Annotated in this window: 20 protein-coding genes; 10 read left to right on the forward strand and 10 right to left on the reverse strand. The window is 72.2% G+C overall.

All coding sequences use genetic code 11. The features are described from left to right. The 5 genes from rpsM to rplQ all read left to right on the forward strand — a co-directional run. The coding region (rpsM, locus tag JWN97_RS09495; RefSeq protein WP_297621691.1) for a 30S ribosomal protein S13 at nucleotides 1-187 on the forward strand (187 nt) is incomplete at its 5' end. Nucleotides 188-251: 64 nt separating this feature from the next. Next, a complete protein-coding gene (gene rpsK / locus JWN97_RS09500) occupies nucleotides 252-647 on the forward strand; it encodes a 30S ribosomal protein S11 (RefSeq protein ID WP_056906616.1) in 396 nt (131 codons plus the stop codon). A gap of 26 nt (nucleotides 648-673) precedes the next feature. Then, complete coding sequence (gene rpsD / locus JWN97_RS09505; protein WP_091198223.1) at nucleotides 674-1,282, forward strand: 30S ribosomal protein S4; 609 nt, start codon at nucleotides 674-676, stop codon at nucleotides 1,280-1,282. A gap of 107 nt (nucleotides 1,283-1,389) precedes the next feature. Then, on the forward strand, nucleotides 1,390-2,406 hold the full coding sequence (locus JWN97_RS09510; protein WP_056599781.1) for a DNA-directed RNA polymerase subunit alpha: 1,017 nt from the start codon (nucleotides 1,390-1,392) through the stop codon (nucleotides 2,404-2,406). A 69-nt stretch (nucleotides 2,407-2,475) separates the two neighbouring features. After that, nucleotides 2,476-3,060, forward strand: a complete 585-nt coding sequence (rplQ, locus tag JWN97_RS09515; RefSeq protein ID WP_297621700.1) for a 50S ribosomal protein L17 — start codon at nucleotides 2,476-2,478, stop codon at nucleotides 3,058-3,060. Nucleotides 3,061-3,274: 214 nt separating this feature from the next. On the opposite strand, the gene JWN97_RS09520 is transcribed toward rplQ, so the two are convergent. From JWN97_RS09520 to JWN97_RS09540, 5 genes are all read right to left on the reverse strand, one after another. Beyond that, the gene (locus JWN97_RS09520; protein WP_297621702.1) at nucleotides 3,275-4,234 is read right to left on the reverse strand and encodes a 2-dehydropantoate 2-reductase; all 960 of its coding nucleotides are present in this window, start codon (nucleotides 4,232-4,234) and stop codon (nucleotides 3,275-3,277) included. Nucleotides 4,235-4,263: 29 nt separating this feature from the next. Then, complete coding sequence (locus JWN97_RS09525; protein ID WP_297621704.1) at nucleotides 4,264-4,830, reverse strand: TIGR03086 family metal-binding protein; 567 nt, start codon at nucleotides 4,828-4,830, stop codon at nucleotides 4,264-4,266. Next, nucleotides 4,830-5,333: an SRPBCC domain-containing protein gene (locus JWN97_RS09530; protein ID WP_297621706.1), complete on the reverse strand. Its 504-nt coding sequence runs from the start codon at nucleotides 5,331-5,333 to the stop codon at nucleotides 4,830-4,832. Before JWN97_RS09530 ends, JWN97_RS09525 begins: the two co-directional genes overlap by 1 nt. Then, nucleotides 5,330-5,695, reverse strand: coding sequence for a metalloregulator ArsR/SmtB family transcription factor (locus JWN97_RS09535; RefSeq protein WP_297621708.1), 366 nt, complete (start codon nucleotides 5,693-5,695; stop codon nucleotides 5,330-5,332). Before JWN97_RS09535 ends, JWN97_RS09530 begins: the two co-directional genes overlap by 4 nt. A gap of 91 nt (nucleotides 5,696-5,786) precedes the next feature. Further along, a complete protein-coding gene (locus tag JWN97_RS09540) occupies nucleotides 5,787-6,287 on the reverse strand; it encodes a hypothetical protein (protein WP_297621710.1) in 501 nt (166 codons plus the stop codon). A gap of 65 nt (nucleotides 6,288-6,352) precedes the next feature. Between JWN97_RS09540 and truA the strand changes: the two genes are divergently transcribed. Together truA and JWN97_RS09550 are read left to right on the forward strand one after the other, a co-directional pair. Beyond that, nucleotides 6,353-7,189 carry a tRNA pseudouridine(38-40) synthase TruA gene (truA, locus tag JWN97_RS09545; RefSeq protein ID WP_297621712.1) on the forward strand — a complete coding sequence of 279 codons (837 nt, stop codon included), beginning with the start codon at nucleotides 6,353-6,355 and terminating at the stop codon, nucleotides 7,187-7,189. Then, nucleotides 7,182-7,778, forward strand: a complete 597-nt coding sequence (locus JWN97_RS09550; RefSeq protein ID WP_297621714.1) for a methyltransferase — start codon at nucleotides 7,182-7,184, stop codon at nucleotides 7,776-7,778. The genes truA and JWN97_RS09550 overlap by 8 nt, the downstream gene beginning before the upstream one ends. Here JWN97_RS09550 and JWN97_RS09555 read toward each other — a convergent pair whose 3' ends face one another. Genes JWN97_RS09555 through JWN97_RS09565 form a run of 3 tightly spaced genes read right to left on the reverse strand, consistent with a single transcriptional unit; the run spans nucleotide 7,779 to nucleotide 10,718 of the window. After that, a complete protein-coding gene (locus tag JWN97_RS09555) occupies nucleotides 7,779-8,693 on the reverse strand; it encodes a phosphotransferase (protein WP_297621716.1) in 915 nt (304 codons plus the stop codon). Between the two features lie 44 nt (nucleotides 8,694-8,737). Beyond that, complete coding sequence (locus tag JWN97_RS09560) at nucleotides 8,738-9,445, reverse strand: class E sortase (RefSeq protein ID WP_297621718.1); 708 nt, start codon at nucleotides 9,443-9,445, stop codon at nucleotides 8,738-8,740. Nucleotides 9,446-9,473: 28 nt separating this feature from the next. Beyond that, nucleotides 9,474-10,718, reverse strand: a complete 1,245-nt coding sequence (locus JWN97_RS09565; RefSeq protein ID WP_297621720.1) for a cytochrome P450 — start codon at nucleotides 10,716-10,718, stop codon at nucleotides 9,474-9,476. Nucleotides 10,719-10,817: 99 nt separating this feature from the next. Between JWN97_RS09565 and mgrA the strand changes: the two genes are divergently transcribed. The 3 genes from mgrA to JWN97_RS09580 are packed head-to-tail and all read left to right on the forward strand — an operon-like array spanning nucleotide 10,818 to nucleotide 14,008. After that, nucleotides 10,818-11,852 (forward strand): L-glyceraldehyde 3-phosphate reductase, encoded by a 1,035-nt coding sequence (mgrA, locus tag JWN97_RS09570; RefSeq protein WP_297621733.1) that lies wholly within the window; start codon nucleotides 10,818-10,820, stop codon nucleotides 11,850-11,852. Continuing rightward, nucleotides 11,849-13,231 (forward strand): FAD-dependent oxidoreductase, encoded by a 1,383-nt coding sequence (locus JWN97_RS09575; RefSeq protein ID WP_297621735.1) that lies wholly within the window; start codon nucleotides 11,849-11,851, stop codon nucleotides 13,229-13,231. Before mgrA ends, JWN97_RS09575 begins: the two co-directional genes overlap by 4 nt. A gap of 39 nt (nucleotides 13,232-13,270) precedes the next feature. Beyond that, entirely contained in the window at nucleotides 13,271-14,008 is a 738-nt protein-coding gene (locus JWN97_RS09580) for an N-acetyltransferase (RefSeq protein ID WP_297621737.1), read from the forward strand. A 3-nt stretch (nucleotides 14,009-14,011) separates the two neighbouring features. Here the strand turns inward: JWN97_RS09580 and JWN97_RS09585 are convergent, their stop codons facing one another. Together JWN97_RS09585 and JWN97_RS09590 are read right to left on the reverse strand one after the other, a co-directional pair. Continuing rightward, nucleotides 14,012-14,464, reverse strand: a complete 453-nt coding sequence (locus tag JWN97_RS09585; protein ID WP_363321273.1) for an Nramp family divalent metal transporter — start codon at nucleotides 14,462-14,464, stop codon at nucleotides 14,012-14,014. Beyond that, the gene (locus JWN97_RS09590; protein ID WP_297621739.1) at nucleotides 14,362-15,276 is read right to left on the reverse strand and encodes an Nramp family divalent metal transporter; all 915 of its coding nucleotides are present in this window, start codon (nucleotides 15,274-15,276) and stop codon (nucleotides 14,362-14,364) included. The genes JWN97_RS09585 and JWN97_RS09590 overlap by 103 nt, the downstream gene beginning before the upstream one ends. Between the last annotated feature and the right edge of the window lie 121 nt (nucleotides 15,277-15,397).

Consider the following 15,397-nt stretch of genomic DNA (forward strand, 5'->3'; position numbering starts at 1 on the left):
ATTCAAGGTGGAGGGTGACCTCCGTCGCGAGGTGGCCGCCGACATCCGCCGCAAGGTCGAGATCGGCAGCTACCAGGGCGTCCGCCATCGCCGCGGCCTTCCCGTGCACGGTCAGCGCACCAAGACCTACGCTCGCACCCGCAAGGGCCCGAAGCGCACCGTCGCCGGCAAGAAGAAGGCGAAGTGATCTGCGCACTGCGCTGATCCTCGTCCCCGAAGCTTCCAGACCAGACCTCATCAGGAGTTAGTCAATGCCTCCCAAGAGCCGCGCGACCAAGGTCCGCCGCAAGGAGAAGAAGAACGTCGCTCAGGGCGAAGCCCACATCAAGAGCACGTTCAACAACACCATCGTCACCATCACCGACCCGACCGGCGCCGTCATCTCGTGGGCCTCCGCCGGCACCGTCGGCTTCAAGGGCTCGCGCAAGTCGACCCCGTTCGCCGCCCAGATGGCCGCCGAGGCCGCCGGCCGTCGCGCCATGGACCACGGCATGAAGAAGATCGACGTCTTCGTCAAGGGTCCGGGCTCGGGCCGTGAGACCGCGATCCGTTCGCTGGGTGCCATCGGCCTCGAGGTCGGCACCATCCAGGACGTCACGCCCACCCCCCACAACGGATGCCGGCCTCCCAAGCGCCGCCGCGTCTGACCCGAGACTGAGAAAGAGAGACTGACATGGCCCGCTACACCGGCCCCATGACCCGCAAGTCGCGCCGTCTCGGTGTCGACCTCGTCGGCGGCGACGCCGCCTTCGAGAAGCGTCCCTACGCTCCCGGCCAGCACGGCCGCGGTCGCATCAAGGAGTCCGAGTACCTGCTGCAGCTCCGTGAGAAGCAGAAGGCTCGTTTCACCTACGGCGTGATGGAGAAGCAGTTCGTCCGCTACTACAAGGAAGCCAGCCGTCGCCAGGGCAAGACCGGTGACAACCTGCTGCAGCTCCTCGAGTGCCGCCTCGACAACGTGGTCTACCGCGCCGGCTTCGCCCGGACGCGTCGCCAGGCCCGCCAGCTCGTGGTGCACGGTCACTTCCTGGTCAACGGCAAGAAGGTCGACATCCCGTCCTTCCAGGTCAGCGACCACGACATCATCGACGTGCGCGAGAAGTCGCTCGAGCTGACCCCGCTCATCGTGGCTCGCGAGACCCACGGCGAGCGCCACGTCCCGGCGTGGCTCGAGGCCATCCCGTCGCGGATGCGCATCCTCGTGCACCAGGTTCCGATCCGGGCGCAGATCGACGTCCCGGTCCAGGAGCAGCTCATCGTCGAGTACTACTCGAAGAAGTGATCAACCGTCAGTGGCCGCCTCCGGGCGGCCACTGACACCCCTCTTCCACACCAACCTCATGGTTCGGATCCGTCAAATAGTGGGTGGATCCCGAAAGGAAATACTCCGTGCTCATCGCTCAGCGCCCGACCCTCACGGAAGAGACCGTCGACGAGTTCCGCTCGCGGTTCGTCATCGAGCCCCTCGAGCCCGGCTTCGGCTACACGCTCGGCAACTCGCTGCGCCGTACGCTCCTCAGCTCGATCCCCGGTGCGTCGGTCACCAGCATCAAGGTCGACTCCGTCCTCCACGAGTTCTCGACCATCGAGGGCGTCACCGAGGACATGACCGAGATCATCCTCAACCTCAAGGGCATCGTCGTCTCCTCGGAGCACGACGAGCCCGTCGTGATGTACCTCCGCAAGTCCGGTGCCGGTGACGTCACCGCCGCCGACATCACGCCGCCCGCCGGCGTGGAGGTGCACAACCCCGAGCTCAAGATCGCCACGCTGTCCGACAAGGGCAAGCTGGAGATGGAGCTCGTCGTCGAGCGTGGCCGCGGCTACGTCTCGGCCGTGCAGAACAAGGGCGCGGACAACGAGATCGGCCGCATGCCGGTCGACTCGATCTACAGCCCCGTTCTGAAGGTGACCTACAAGGTCGAGGCCACCCGTGTCGAGCAGCGCACCGACTTCGACAAGCTCGTCATCGACGTCGAGACCAAGCCGTCGATCCGTCCCCGCGACGCGATCGCCTCGGCCGGCAAGACGCTGGTCGAGCTCTTCGGCCTGGCTCGCGAGCTCAACGTCGAGGCCGAAGGCATCGACATCGGCCCGTCGCCCGTCGACGAGCAGCTCGCCGCCGACCTGGCCCTGCCGGTCGAGGACCTGCAGCTCACGGTCCGCAGCTACAACTGCCTCAAGCGCGAGGGCATCCACACCGTGGGTGAGCTCATCTCGCGCTCGGAGCAGGACCTGCTCGACATCCGCAACTTCGGTGCCAAGTCCATCGACGAGGTGAAGGCCAAGCTCGTCGAGATGGGCCTCTCGCTCAAGGACAGCGCTCCCGGCTTCGACCCGCACGCCGCCCTCGCCGCCTACGGCGACGACGACGACGACGCGTTCATCGAGGACGAGCAGCTCTGACAAACCGACCGGCGTCCGCCGGTCGTCTACCCGGGTACCTGACACGGCCCGAGAGAAGGAAGGCATCTCATGCCCAAGCCCAAGAAGGGCGCCCGCCTCGGCGGCAGCCCGGCCCACCAGCGCCTCATGCTGTCGAACCTGGCCACGGCCCTGTTCGAGCACGGCCGGATCACCACCACCGAGACCCGGGCACGCCTGCTGCGCCCGGTCGCGGAGAAGCTGATCACCAAGGCCAAGCGTGGCGACCTGCACAACCGTCGCGAGGTCCTCAAGACCGTCCGTGACAAGTCGGTCGTCCACACGCTGTTCACCGACATCGCGCCGACCTTCGCGGAGCGTCCCGGTGGCTACACCCGCATCACCAAGATCGGTCCGCGCAAGGGCGACAACGCCCCCATGGCGATCATCGAGCTGGTGACCGAGGCCTACAGCCCCAAGGCTCCCTCGACCAGGAAGACCGAGGCCGCTGCCGCTCCTGCGCCGGCTGCCGAGGAGACCGAGGTCGTCGAGACCGAGGAGTCCGCCACGGAGACCGCGGCCCCCGAGGCCGAGGCCACGGAGGCCGAGGCCACGGAGACCACGGAGACCGAGGTCGACGAGACCACCGAGGCGCCGGCCGACGAGGCCGCCGCCGAGGACGAGTCCAAGGCCTGATCCACGCATCATCACGAGGCCCGTCACCCCCTGGGGATGGCGGGCCTCGTGCGTTGTCCGGCGCCTCTCTGAGCGGTGGTCCAGCCACGTTCTGCGGCCGCGGAACGTGGCTCCACCACCGCTCGCGGGCGCGGCGTACGCCGACTCGACGTACGCGGTGGTCCAGCCACCGTTCGCGGCGGCGGAAGGTGGCTCCACCACCGCCCGCGGGGGATCAGAGGTCGGCGAGGACGGCGGCCGCGTCCAGGCTGCGCGGCGCGCCGCCGGCGTACGACAGGCGCCGGGTGGCGGCGACGACGGCCTCGTTGGCCGGGGTGGGGACGCCGTGGAGGCGGCCCAGGAGCACGACCTCCCCGGAGAGGTAGTCGATCTCGGAGTCCCCGGTGCCCCGGCTCAGGCTCTGCCACGTCGAGCCACCGCGCCGCTCGAGGTCCGGGCGTCGCCGGAGGATGTCGCCGCGGCGCGTCGCGTCCTGCTCGGCGCTCACCAGCGACACCCCGGCCGCGGTCAGCACCCGCTCGCCCTCGGCGACCGCGCGGCCCGCGAGCTCGTCGGCGGCCTCGCCCTGCGCGAAGGAGGCGTCGACGCCGTTGCCGAGGTTCATCAGGAGCTTGCGCCGCTTCCACGCCATGATGTCGGCGCGCTCCTCCGACGCGATGCCGGCCGCACGCAGGTCGTGGGCGACCGCTGCGGTGGTGGCGTCCGTGCCCGTGGGGATGCGGCCGATGTCGAGGATCGCCGGGGTCGGGTGGCACGCCGCGACGACGACGCCGGGCTCGAGATGGGTCGCGGGGAGCATCACGCAGACGGCGTACGTCCGCGCGAAGAGCCGCAGGGCAGCGAGCTCGGTCGCGATGCCGTTGGTGGCGCAGACGACGCCCACGTCGGGTGGGGCGTGCTCACGCAGGTCGGCGAGGGCGTCGGCCGCCTGGTGCGACTTCACCGCCAGCACGACGACGGTGTCGTCGGTCCAGCCGACCTCCGCGGCGGTGTCGGTCGCCGGCGCGTCGACGAGGCGCCGGCCGTCGCCGGCGTCGAGCACGAGGCCGCCCGCCGCCCGGATCGCAGCGAGGTGCGCGCCGCGGGCCACCAGCGTCACCGGCAGGCCGGCGCGGTGCAGCCGTCCGCCGATGACCCCACCCACGGCGCCCGCGCCGTACACGACGTAGTGCATCCCCCGACCCTATGAGGCCGGGGCGAGCCTCAGGCGGGTGACCGCCACGCGGGATCACGGCCCACGAAGCCCATCAACCGGTCGACGACCGGCGCGTCGGCGGCCACGGCCACGGCGGGGCCGTACTGGCCGGAGCCGCGGAGCACGTCCTCCATCGCCGACATCCCGCCGAGCAGCTCGCCGGCGAAGTCCTCGTCGAGGCGGGCCTCCTGCCCGCCCGCCCGGGCCAGGTCCCAGGAGTGCATGAAGACGTCGGAGACGTAGAACCGGTCGACCGCCTGGGCGAGGGGGTGCGTGCCGACGTAGGGGTGGGTGAACTCCTCGTCGGCTCGGTCGGCGAGCAGGGCCTGGACGGCGTCGGCGTGGTGGCGCCACGCGGCGGCGGGGTCGTCCGAGGCGGAGGGGCCGGCGGGGAGCCCCACACCGCCGGCGGCCAGGAACCCGGGGAGCCACGTCACCAGGTGGTCGACGACGTCGCGGGCCGTCCACCCGTCGACGGGCGCCGGGGCGGCCCAGTCGGCCGTGCCCTCGACGAGCCGGGAGAACTCCCCGGCCACCACTGCGTGGCGGGCGGCCGGGGACTCGGGGAGTGCCATCAGAGGGAGCCCTCGGCCAGCATCCGGTCGAGCTTGGCGTAGCCCTCGTGGATGCCGGTCTCCATGCCGCTGGCCAGCATCTGGTCCCGCGCCTCGAACGAGTCGCAGATGGAGAAGCCGTGCAGCCGGGTGCGGCCGTCGCCGAGGTCCTCGAACGTCATCGTCTCGAGCGCCACGGCCTCCGGCATCCCCTCCCAGGTGAAGGTCTGGACGATCTTGTCCTCGCCGACGAAAGGGAAGGTGCCGCGGAAGGCGTACTCCTCCTCGCCGCGTCGCGAGACGTAGCGGTAGGCACCGTTGGTGCGGCACTCCCACTCGTCGATGCGCGTGGTCAACGAGTCGGGACCGATCCACCGGGCGAAGAGCTCGGCGTCGGTGTGGGCCCGCATCAGCTGCGCGGGCGAGGCGTCGAAGTCACGCCAGATGTGGACCGCGGGCACGTGCTCGTCGGCGAGGATGGCGGCCTCGGGGTAGCGGGTGGTGGGGGTCTGCACGGTGGTCATGATGCGGTTCCTTCCTGCGGTGTGGTGTGGGTGTCGGTCGTGTCGTCCTGCAGCTGCTTGAGCACGGCGTCGAGTCGCGCGAAGCGTTCCTCGGCCTGCCGGCGGTAGCGCTCGATCCACTTCGTCATGAGGTCGAACACCTCGGCTTCCAGGTGCACGGGCCGGCGCTGCGCCTCCCGCGTCCGGGTCACCAGGCCGGCGTCCTCGAGCACCTTGAGGTGCTTGGAGACGGCCTGGAGGCTCACGTCGTACGGCGCGGCCAGGTCGTTGACCGTGTGGTCGGCCTCGGTGAGGCGGGCCACCATGTCGCGGCGGGTCGGGTCGGCGAGCGCGGCGAAGACGCGCGAGAGCTGGTCGGTCACGGAGCACCTTCTTCAACTGATTGGTTGAATAAAGGTAGGACGCGGCCCGGTCCGTTGTCAACCCATAGGTTGAACAAGGCCGGCGCCGCGGTCAGGACCGGGGGACGCGCACCCTTCGCGAGACCGCCTTGGCGCACTCGGCCTCACCGGAGCTGTAGGACGGCGCCACCGTCACGTAGTAGGTCGCGCCGCGCGGGACCCGGAACCGGTGGCGCCCGTGACGCGAGGCGATCACGCCGGCCAGCTTGACGTCGCGGTCGGCCCGCACCCGCCAGAGGACGAGGCGTGCCCGGGCCGCGCAGGACGTCACCGGTGAGGTGACCTGCACCTGCAGCCGTGCCGCGCCCCCGAGCCACGTGAGCGCCGCCCGGCGCGGTGCCGTCGGGCAGCCGGTGGGGTTGGTCGAGGCCACGGTGGGACAGCCGTCGCCGGTGTCCGGGAGCCCGTCGCCGTCGGTGTCCCCGTCGCCCGCGACCACGACGCTGACCACGGCCGCGGCGTGCGGGACCGGCAGCGCTCCCGTCGTCGCGGTCGAGACAGACGCGGCGAGGAGCACCGCCGCCCCGCGGACGAGCATCCGGAACCTGGCCATCAGGGGACCAGCCTAGGCCCGAACCCGTGCGGGGCCGGGCGCTCGTGACGACCTAGGATCGCTCCGTGCGCCTGCGGATCGACTGTGCCTATGACGGCACCGACTTCTCCGGGTGGGCCACCCAGCCCAACCTGCGCACCGTCCAGGGCACCCTCGAGTCGGCCCTCGCCACGGCGCTGCGACTGCCCGAGGCGCGCGTGGTCGTGGCCGGGAGGACCGACTCCGGCGTGCACGCGCGCGGGCAGGTGGCGCACCTCGACGTCGACCGTGAGGTGGTGGCCGCCTCGGCGGGCCGCCTGACCACGCCGCCGCTGGAGGCGCTGGCGCGTCGCGTCGACGGGATCCTGCCGCCCGACCTGCGCGTACGACGGGTGTCCGAGGCCCCGCCCGGCTTCGATGCCCGCTTCTCCGCGATCTGGCGCCGCTACGCCTACCGGATCGCCGACGCGCAGGCGGTGGCCGACCCGCTGCTGCGCGGGCACGTCCTCACCTGGGGTCGCACCCTGGACCTCGACGCGATGAACGCCGCCGCCGCGCCGCTGATCGGGCTGCAGGACTTCGCCGCCTTCTGCAAGCAGCGCGAGGGCGCCACCACGGTGCGCACGCTGCTCGAGCTGGCCTGGAGCCGCGACGAGCGCGGCCTCGTCGTCGGGTCGGTCCGCGCCGACGCGTTCTGCCACAACATGGTCCGCGCCCTCGTCGGCAGCCTGATCGCTGTGGGGGAGGGACGCCGGCCGGGCTCGTGGCCGGCCGAGGTGATGGCCGGCCGGCGCCGCGACGCCGGCGTGCACGTCGTACACCCGCACGGCCTCACGCTGGAGGAGGTCGGCTATCCCGACGACGCCGAGCTGGCCGCGCAGTCCGAACGCACCCGCGCCCGACGAGAGGCGATCGATGCCTGAGCACTACTTCTCCGCCGACCCGAGCGTCCCCTTCGAGCGGGAGAGCTTCACCGCCGAGCTGTGGGGCAGCACGCTGACGCTCGACACGGGCTCGGGGGTCTTCAGCCGTGGTCACCTCGACCACGCCACCGCCGTGCTGTTCCGCGAGCTCGAGCCGCCGGTGCAGGGGCAGTTCCTCGACCTCGGCTGCGGCTACGGCGTCATCGGCCTGGCGATCGCGGCCGCCGTGCCGCTGGCCTCGGTGATCGGCGTCGACGTCAACGAGCGCGCGCTGCTGCTGGCCAACGACAACGCGCGAAGGGCCGGCCTCGACCCGCGCTTCGTGGCCTGCACCCCCGACCAGGTGCCGGGCGACCAGGTCTTCGACGAGATCTGGTCCAACCCGCCGATCCGCATCGGCAAGGAGGCGCTGCGCGAGCTGCTGCTCACCTGGCTCCCGCGGCTGTCGCCGAACGGCCGGATGGTGACGGTGATCGGCAAGAACCTCGGCGGTGACTCCATGCAGCGGTGGCTCACCGAGCAGGGGTGGCCGACCCGGCGGCTCGCGAGCAGCAAGGGCTTCCGGGTGCTGGAGACGCGCCGGGGCTGATCACGGCGCCCCGTCGAGGAACATCTTCAGCCGGACGTGGGTGTGGGCCTGGTCCTGCGGCAGCGCGCCGTTGATCGCCCGGCACACCCACCCCAGACGCATCGCGATCCGCGCCGCCTCGCCGAGATCGGCGCCGTAGCGCTCCTCGTAGGGGCCGAGGTACGCCGCGAGGTGTGGCCCCAGGTCCTCGGAGCCCTCCTCGTCGTCGACGCCCCACGAGATCACCCCCTCGAGCGTCACCGCGAGCGTGAAGAACGGGTGGGAGCCGCACGCGTCGCCCCAGTCGAGGACCTGGTGCACCCCGGACCCGAGGAACACCTGCCCGTCGTGGAGGTCGTCGTGCTGCACTGTCTCGCGGATGCCGAAGGCGGCGAGGCGGTCGCAGAGGTCCTGGACCGCCTCCGCGCCGGGCAGCCGCGGGTCGACGTCGTCGAGCCCGGCCAGCAGGGCGGCGTACGCCCCGGGCAGCGTGGTGAGCCGACGGTCGGGCAGGCCGAGGTCGAGGAGCTCGTCGACGTCGTCCTCGCACGCGAGCTGGACGCGGGCGTAGGCCCCGAGCACGTCGTACCACCGCGCGAGGCTGCGCTCCTCGGGGATCACGTCGCGCAACCGCTGCCCGGCGTCGGCGAGCAGCATGCAGCCCGTGCGCGGGTCCCGGGCGAGCGGCGGCGGCACCCGGCCCTCCGACCGCGAGGCGACCAGCTGCAGGACGGCGGCCTCGTGCGCCAACGCCTCGTCGTTGGCCTTGAACCAGACCTGGCCCGTGGCGGTGGGCACCCGCATGACCGTCGACCAGTCGGTGACGTGGGGCTGCTCGACCTCGCCCGTGCGGGTCAGTCCGAGCACGGACAGCTGCGCGTCGATCCAGCCGTGGGCGGCGGCCACGAAGGCGGGCTCCCGCCAGGTCTGCTCCATGCCGCGCATTCCACCGTGCCGCCCGCCGGGCGGGCAAGGCGATTTCAGGCCGGCCGGGTCGCGACCAGGACGCCGATCTTGTCGATGCGGTGCTCGGGGTTGTCGAACTCGTCGGACCAGTAGTTGCCGACGGCGTGGTCCTCGAGCGTGGCGCACGTGGAGAGCGTGATCATCGCCCGGGTCGCGGCCTCACCGGGCCGCCCGGGCACGGCGGCTCGCTGCGCGCGCAGGGACTCCGGCTGCCGGAAGGAGGTCCAGCGGGTGCGCCGGACCTCGTAGACGAAGACCGTGTCACCGCTGCGGACCCGGATCCGGTCGCCCCGGCGCAGCGAGGGCGAGTAGCGCAGGGGAGCGGTGCCGGTGAGCCTGTGCCCGGTGACGATGAAGTTGCCCACCTCGCCGGGCCCCGTCCCGCCCCGCGGGCCGCGCGGCGACGCCATCTCGCCCGCGTTCTGGAGGGCGGTGCCGGGCGCGTCGTCGGGCGAGCCGCGGTAGCGCACCACAGGGAAGTCGCGCAGGCCGATCGCCGGGACGGAGAGGAAGGAGCGACGCGGCTCGGGTGCCGCCTCCGGCGTCGGCTCGGGTGTCGGGGTGGCGCTCGGCGTCGGCGTCGGCGCGGCGGTCCGCGACGGCGTCGCCGTGGACGTCGTACGACGCTCGGCGGGGGCGGGACGCCTCGGGTCGTCGGATGCGCACGCCGAGGTCACCGCGACGGCCGCCGCGGCGAGGAGGACACCGGACCGGCCTGCCACGCGTCCCAGCGTAGGCACCGAGTGGGAATCAGCCGAGGTACACGGGCAGCGCCTCGACCCCGTGGACGATCGCCAGCTCGGTGAAGCGGAGGTCGCGCGGGTCGCAGGCGAGCGACAGGTCGGGGAAGCGCCGCGCCAGGGCGACCAGCGCGGTGCGCAGCTCCATCCGGGCGAGCTCGGCGCCGACGCAGCGGTGCAGCCCGTGCCCGAACGCGAGGATGCCCGCCGATGCCGTGGTCGGGTCGAAACGGGCCGGGTCCTCGTGCCGGGCCGGGTCACGGCCGGCGCCGGTCAGCGACACCACGACCACGTCGCCGGCGCGCACCGTGCGCTCGCCGACCTGCAGCTCGCGCCGCGCGATGCGGGGGAAGGCGACCTGGACCGGGCAGACGAAGCGCAGCAGCTCCTCGACCACGCGGTCGACCTCAGCAGGGTCCCCACGCCGGAGCATCTCCCACGCGGGCGGGTGCTGGAGCAGGACCCAGGTGCCGAGGGAGAGCATGCTGGCGCTGGTCTCGTAGCCGCCCAGGAAGACGCCGTCGGCCAGGCCGCCGAGCTCGACGTCGTCGAAGTCGGCTCCGTGCTCGGCCACCATCCGCGCGAGAAGGCCGTCGGGCAGGTGCGGGGCGAGGCGCTCGGAGGCGACCAGGTCGATGAGGAACTGCCGGGTGCCGGCCGCGGTGTCGAAGATCCCCGACCGGCCGTTGCTCAGGTCGAAGCGGGCCGCGCCGTGACGGCGGAACTCGTCGCGATCGACCGCCGGCATCCCGAGCAGGTCGCAGATCACGCCGAACGGCACGGCGAACCCGAACCGCTCGACCAGGTCGACCTCCGGTGCGTGGGCCTCCATGTCGTCGAGGGCGGCACCGACGACCCGGTCCACGTCGCCCTGGAGGTCGGCCAGCCGTCGACGGGTGAAGTAGGGAGTGAGGATCCCCCTCAGCCGCCCGTGGTCGGGTGCGTCGGTCATCCCGAGCCCTCCGATCCGCTCGGCCGGGGCGCGGCCCTGTCGGCCGATGATGTGGCGCACGTCGTTGGCGAAGGACTCGGAGTCGGCCAGCACCTCGCGGGCGACGTCGTAGCCCGTGACCAGCCAGACGCGGGTGCCGAGGAGCCGCGCCAGCTGGACGACGTCGCCGCCGTCGCGACTCGCGTCGAGCGCCGCCACGGGCTGCACCCCGTCGCGCTGGAGAGGGAACCGGATGCTGCCCGGCACCCGCCGTGCAGACGACACCGCCAGGCGGAGGGCCGTGCCACGCATCGAGGGAGCCATGCCCCAAAGTAGACGCCCCCGGCACCGGAATCCGCCATCCGGTATCACCCCGTTCCCTCCCCGGAGGTGACCCGCAGGCCGACCGGGCAGGATGGGGCCATGGCATACGTGGCAGCCCAGGACAGGTACGACGACGGGAGCGGCATGCACTACCGCTCCACCGGGCGCAGCGGGCTCAAGCTGCCGGCCCTCTCGCTCGGCCTCTGGCAGAACTTCGGCACCGACCGCCCGGAGGAGACGCAGCGGGCGATCCTGCGCCGCGCCTTCGACCGCGGCGTGACCCACTTCGACCTGGCCAACAACTACGGACCGCCCTACGGCCGGGCCGAGGAGAACATCGGGCGCTACCTCGCCGACGACTTCGCGCCCTACCGCGACGAGCTGGTGATCTCGACCAAGGCCGGCTACGACATGTGGCCCGGCCCCTACGGCCAGGGAGGCGGCTCGCGGAAGTACGTCCTCGCCTCGCTCGACCAGTCGCTGGCCCGGATGGGGCTCGACTACGTCGACATCTTCTACAGCCACCGCTTCGACGCCGAGACTCCGGTCGAGGAGACCATGGCCGCGCTCGACACCGCGGTGCGGTCGGGCCGCGCGCTCTACGCCGGCATCTCGTCCTACTCGCCGGCGAAGACGCAGGAGGCGGCCTCGATCGCCCGCGACCTCGGCACGCCGCTGCTGATCCACCAGCCGTCCTACTCGATGCTCAACCGCTGGATCGAGGGCGGCCTGCTCGACGAGCTCGAGCAGCAGGGGATGGGCTGCATCGTCTTCACCGCGCTCGCGCAGGGGCTGCTCACCGACCGCTACCTCGACGGCGTGCCGTCGGACTCGCGTGCCGCCCGCGAGGACTCGACGCTGACCGGGCTCGACGACGACGTCCTCGACCGCGTGCGCGCGCTCGACGCCATCGCCGAGCGCCGCGGGCAGAAGCTCGCCCAGCTCGCGCTGCAGTGGGTGCTGCGCGACGCCCGGGTCACCAGCGCGGTGATCGGTGCGTCGAGCGTCGAGCAGCTCGACACCAACCTCGACGCGCTCGCGGCGCCCCCGCTCACCGAGGACGAGCTGGCCGAGATCGACCGCTACGCCGTCGAGTCGGGCATCAACCTGTGGGCGAAGCAGACCGAGGAATGACCAGGGGCAGCGGCGTCACCCGGGTCGTGGTTGTCGGAGCCGATGCGGCCGGGATGTCGGCGGCACACCAGGCGCTCCGCACGGCACGGCGCACCGGTCGCGAGCTCGCGGTCACGGTGCTGGACCGCGGCACGCACACGTCGTACAGCGCGTGTGGGATCCCCTACTGGATGGCCGGCGACGTCGAGTCGGGCGACGACCTGGTCGCGCGCACCGCAGGCGAGCACCGGGCCGCCGGGATCGACCTCCGGATGGAGACCGAGGTGGTCGCCGCCGACCTGGCTGCACGCACGGTCACCACCGGCTCCGGCGAGGTGGTGGAGTACGACGAGCTGGTCGTCGCGACCGGCTCGCCCGCGGTCGTCCCCGACTGGGCGCTGCGGCCCGACGGCACGACGTACGACGGGGTGGGCGCGGTCAAGACCCTCGACGACGGCGCGGCGTGGCTGGAGCGCTTCGACTCGGCCGGCGACGGCGCGCACGTGGTCGTCGTCGGAGCGGGCTACGTCGGCGTGGAGGTGGCGGAGAGCGCGCTGCGGCGGGGCTTCGGGGTGACCGTCCTGACACGTCGGCGGGGCATGTCGATGCTCGAGGACGAGATGGCGGAGCGTGTCAACGCGGGCCTCTGCGAGGCCGGCGCCGAGGTGGTGCTCGGGGCCGAGGTGACCGGGCTGGAGACCGACGGCGACCGGGTGACCGGGGTGCACTGGGACGGCGGGAGCCGCGAGGCCGACCTGGTCGTGGTCGCGATCGGCGTCCGCCCCGCGACCGCCTTCCTCGACGGCTCCGGCCTCGAGCGCGCCGACAACGGCGCGCTGCGACCCGACCCGCACGGCCGCGTCGCGGACCACGTCTGGGCCGCGGGGGACTGCTGCGAGGTGCGTCGCCGGATCGACGACCAGTGGGTCTTCCGGCCGCTGGGGACCTACGCCACCAAGCACGGGCGGGCGCTGGGCGACACCCTGGCCGGCGGCTCGCTGACGTTCGACGGCATGGTGGACACCTCGATCACCCGCTTCGCCCTGGGCGAGGTCCACCTCGAGATCGCCCGCACCGGGTTGTCGCACCGCGACGCCGAGGCGGCCGGCTTCGACCCCGTCGCGCTCGTCACCGAGGGCACGACCGCCAGCGGCTACATGCCCGAGGCGGCGCCGATCGCGCTGTGGGTGATGGCCGACCGCACCACGCGCCGCCTGCTCGGCGTGCAGGTCGTCGGCGGCGCCGGCGCGGGCAAGCGGATCGATGCGGCCGCGGCCGTGCTGTGGGCGGGTGGCACGGTCGATGACCTCGCCTGGATGGACCTGGCCTACGCCCCGCCCTTCGCGACCGCCTGGGAGGTCCTGCAGGTGGCTGCGCGACGGGTGGCCGAACGGCTCTGAGTCGTCGAAATCGGTTGCGGCCGGCGAGATGATCTCAGCATGGAGCTGGAGATCGTCACGCTGGCCGAGCGTCCCGAGCTGATGGCCGTCTTCTGGGACATGGAGACGTCGTGGCCGGAGTACATGAAGCACGACCCGATCGGCAACGCCTATTACTCGTGCCTCGAGGAGTACTTCCTCGACCACGTCCTGGTCGGCCTCGACGCGACCGGTCGGATCGTGGCCAAGGCGTTCTCCGCGTCCTTCCAGCTCCCCGACGGCGACCTGCCCGACGCCGGGTGGGACTTCGCGCTCCGCAACGCGCTGCTGACGAGGATCTGGGGCGAGACCCCCGATGGCATCACGGCCGCGGAGATCGCCGTCGAGCCCGCGCTGCAGGGCACCGGGCTGTCGAGCGTCATGCTTGCCGCGCTGCGCGACAACGCCGCCCGGCTGGGGTTCGCCGAGCTGCTCGCACCGGTGCGCCCCAACGGCAAGACCGACGTCCACGAGCCCATGACGGCGTACGCCTTCCGCACCCGCGACGACGGCCTGCCGGTCGATCCCTGGCTGCGGGTGCACGTGAGGGTGGGCGGCCGCATCGACCGGGTGGCGCCACGCTCGATGGTCATCCCCGGCACCGTCGAGGAGTGGCGGGAGTGGACCGGCCTGCCCTTCGACCGCACCGGCCCCGTCGTCGTGCCCGGGGCGCTCGCGCCGGTGATGTGCGACGCCGAGCACGGGACCGCCGTCTACGTCGAGCCGAACGTCTGGGTCAGGCACCCGACGGGCGCCTGAGCCTCAGAGCGCCGCGTCGATCGCCTTGCGCACCTCGTTGACGCAGAGCGCGACGAACGCGAGCGCGCACAGGGCCATCAGCACGTTGGAGTGGAGCTTGTTGCGCCACTCGGCCGGCGTCCGGTCGGTGTTCAGCAACCACAGCAGGGTGACGGCGAGGAACGGCATGAAGAACGCACCGAGCACGCCGTAGGCGAGGATCAGCCAGACGGGCTTGCCGAGGAACAGCATCGCCATCGGCGGGAAGGTCAGCCAGAGGATGTAGGCCTTGTACCACTTGCCGCCGGCGCGGGCGTCCGCGTCCTCGCTCGCACCGCCGCGCACGATGGTCACGAAGTCGGCGAACATCAGGCTCACGCCGTTCCAGACGCCGACCAACGACGACATCGCGGCCGCCCAGAAGCCGACGAGGAAGACCTTGCCGGCCCACTGGCCGTAGCGGTCCTGGAGCACCACGGCGAGGTCGACGAGTCCGGCGTCGCCCTCCTCGATGGCCACGCTCGTGGAGTAGAGCAGCTCGGCGCGCCGACGACGAGCGTGGCGAGCACGAAGATGCCGGTGACGACGTAGGCCACGGTGTTGTCGATGCGCATGACCCGCATGTAGGACGGCGTGGACCAGCCCTTCTCGCGCAGCCAGTAGCCGTAGGCCGCGAGCGTGATGGTGCCACCGACGCCACCGGCGAGCGCGAGGGTGTTGACCAGGCCCCCGTCGGGGATGCGGGGAGCGAGGCCGGTCAGCAGCTCGGGGACGTTGGGCAGCGTCAGCAGCGCGGCGCCGACCATGGTGATGAACATCAGGCCCACGAGGGCGGCCAGCACCTTCTCGAACGTGCTGTAGCGCCCCGTCCACACCAGGGCGAGCCCGATGAGGCCGGAGATGATGCCCCACCAGGTCACCGACAGGACGCCGGTGAGGCCGGCGAGCGCGAGACCGGTGCCGGCCATCGCGGCGGCTCCGTAGACGAAGCCCCAGATCACGATGTACGGCGCGAAGTACCACGTCGTCCAGATGCCCAGAGAGCGCCAGCCCTCGAAGATCGTGCGTCCCGTCGAGAGCGAGTAGCGCCCTGCGCCCTCGACCAGCACGATCTTCATGACGCACCCGACGACCACGCACCACAGCAGCGTGTAGCCGAACTTCTGGCCGGCGATGAGGGTGGCGACCAGGTCGGCCGCGCCGACACCGGTCGCGGCCACGACGAGGCCGGGGCCGATGATGCGCCAACGGGGGACGGTGGTCTGCTCTGCCGAGGTGGTGGACGCCATGACCTGCACCTTAGTTGTGGTCTAGACCGCATGTCGTCCCGGAGTCCGGGGGTCAGGCCCGTGCAGGGGACGCATCGCGCCGGATAACGGGGAGACGCACACGGCGGCGGCAGGGGAGAAT

Origin of the sequence: Nocardioides sp. (assembly GCF_025965415.1) — a bacterium.
Lineage (GTDB): Bacteria > Actinomycetota > Actinomycetes > Propionibacteriales > Nocardioidaceae > Nocardioides.